Below are 2680 nucleotides of genomic sequence, written 5' to 3'. Positions count from 1 at the left end.
CTCGGTGGACCTGGGCGCCAGCTCGATCGACGTCGAGGTGGTGAACGGCCGGCTGGAACCGGTGGCCGCCTACACCGAGCAGGCCGACATCCGCTCCGGGCCGAAGGTGACCCTCCAGCGGGTCAACGAGCTGCTGCACAAGGCCAAGGTGGACGGCGCGTACGAGCGGCTCGACGCGGTGGGCATCGGCGTGCCGGGGCCGGTGAGCTTCCGGGACGGGGTGCCGGTCTCGCCGCCGATCATGCCCGGCTGGGACCGGTTCCCGGTGCGGGAGCTGCTGACCCGGGAGCACGGCTGCCCGGCGGTGGTCGACAACGACGTGAACATCATGGCGATCGGCGAGCGGCACGGCGGAGTCGCCCACTCGGTGGACGACTTCCTCTTCATCAAGATCGGCACCGGCATCGGCTGCGGCATCTACCTCAACGGCGAGGTCTACCGGGGCACCGACGGATGCGCCGGCGACATCGGCCACATCCAGGTCGACCCGAACGGTCCGATGTGTTCCTGCGGGAACCTGGGCTGCCTGGAGGCCGTCTTCAGCGGCGCCGCGCTGGCCCGGGAGGCCACCGCCGCAGCCCGCGCCGAGGTCTCCCCGGCGCTCGCCGAGCGGCTCGCCGCCCGGGGCGCGGTGACCGCGCTGGACGTGGCGCAGGGGGCGGCCGAGGGGGACGTCACCTGCATCCAACTGATCCGGGACGGCGGCCGCCGGGTGGGCAGCGTGCTGGCCGGGCTGGTCAGCTTCACCAACCCGTCGATGATCGTGATCGGCGGCGGGCTGGCCCAGCTCGGCCACATCCTGCTCGCCGAGATCCGCAGCGTGGTCTACCGCCGCTCGCTGCCGCTGGCCACCGGCAACCTGCCGGTCGTCCTGTCCGAGCTGGGCCCGCGCGCCGGCGTCGCCGGCGCCGCGGTGCTCGCCAGCGACCTGGCCTTCGGGGAGGCGGCATGAGCGCCACCGACCACGGGGGACCGGCCGGCCCGGGACGGCGCGGGGCCGGCGGTACCGGCCCGGAGGAACCCGCCGTCCCGGGACCGACCGATCGCAGCGAGGAGGCCGACGTGACGGAGACGCCGCTGGTGGAGGCGCCCGCCGACACCGTCGCGGGCGAGGTGGTGCTGCGCCTCACCGACGTGGTCAAGACCTTCCCCGGGGTACGCGCGCTCGACGGGGTGCAGCTGGAGGTGCGCGCCGGCGAGGTGCACTGCCTGCTCGGGCAGAACGGCGCCGGCAAGTCCACCCTGATCAAGGTGCTCGCCGGGGTGCACCGGCCGGACTCCGGCGAGGTGGAGTGGCGCGGCCAGCCCGCCGCGTTCGCCAACCCGCAGGCCGCGATGCGGGCCGGGATCGCGACCATCTACCAGGAGCTCGACCTGGTCGAGGACCTGTCGGTGGCGGAGAACGCCTTCCTCGGCCACGAACCCAAGCGGCTCGGCTTCGTCCGCCGCGGCCACATGGCCCGGAAGACCCGGCAGATCCTCGCCCGGCTCGGCCACCCGGAGATCCCGCCCGGACGGCTGGTCCGGCACCTGCCCGCCGCCGGCAAGCAGATCGTCAGCATGGCGCGGGCGCTCTCCCACGAGGCCCGACTGATCATCATGGACGAGCCGAGCGCCGTGCTCGCCCACGACGAGGTGGGCAACCTGTTCCGGATCATCCGGGAGCTCACCGCGCAGGGCATCGCGGTCATCTACATCTCGCACCGGATGGAGGAGATCCGCGAGATCGGCGACCGGGTCACCGTCCTCAAGGACGGCCGGACCACCGCGGCGAACCTGCCGGCCCGCGACACCCCGACCCGCGACCTGGTCTCCCGGATGACCGGCCGGACCATCGAGTACGTCTTCCCCGACCGCCCGGCCGAGCAGCGGCCCGGCGCGGAGCTGCTGCGGGTGGACGGGCTGACCCGGCACGGCGAGTTCGCCGACGTCTCGCTGAGCGTGCGGGCCGGGGAGATCGTCGGCATCGCCGGCCTGGTCGGCTCGGGCCGGTCCGAGCTGCTGGAGACCATCTACGGCGCCCGGCGGGCCCAGGCCGGCACGGTCCGGATGGGCGACCGGACGCTGCGCCCGGGCAGCGTCGGCGCGGCCGTGCGGGCCGGGATGGGGATGGCCCCGGAGGAGCGCAAGAGCCAGGCGCTGCTGCTCGGTGAACCGATCTACCGCAACGTCACGCTCGCCACCTTCGGCCGGTACGCCCGCCTCGGCTTCACCGACGCGGGCCGGGAACGCGCCGAGGCGGACCGGATCGCGGCGTCGCTGGAACTGCGTCCCCGCGACGTACGCCGGCCGGTGCGCACCCTCTCCGGCGGCAACCAGCAGAAGGTGGTGGTCGGCCGGTGGCTGCTCGGGGAGACCCGGCTGCTGCTGCTCGACGAGCCGACCCGGGGCGTCGACGTGGGCGCTCGGGCCGAGCTCTACCAGGTGGTCCGGGAACTGGCGGCGCGGGGCGTCGGGGTGCTGCTGGTCTCCAGCGAGGTGCCCGAGGTGCTCGGCCTGGCCGACCGGGTGCTGGTGATGCGGGAAGGCCGGGTGGTCCGGGAGGCCCCGGCCGGCGACCTCGACGAGAACACCGTGCTCGACCTCGTCATGGCGGGGTCCCTGATGGAAGGTACGGCGGCATGACCGACACCACTCCGACCACGCTGCCGGCGCAGTCACCGCCGGTCGACCCGGCCGA

The 2680-nt window shown here is 74.3% G+C and carries 2 protein-coding genes; both read left to right on the top strand.

The genetic code is table 11. The annotated features are described in order from the left end of the window. The coding region (locus tag ACWEVO_RS34565) for an ROK family protein (RefSeq protein WP_452311617.1) at positions 1–952 on the top strand (952 nt) is incomplete at its 5' end. A 110-nt stretch (positions 953–1062) separates the two neighbouring features. Beyond that, the gene (locus ACWEVO_RS34560) at positions 1063–2625 is read left to right on the top strand and encodes a sugar ABC transporter ATP-binding protein (RefSeq protein ID WP_452311616.1); all 1563 of its coding nucleotides are present in this window, start codon (positions 1063–1065) and stop codon (positions 2623–2625) included. Positions 2626–2680 lie beyond the last annotated feature (55 nt).

The organism is Micromonospora sp. NPDC003776 (assembly GCF_053605645.1).
Note: the sequence above shows the minus strand (reverse complement) of the source record. Positions and strands in the feature narration are given on the sequence as shown.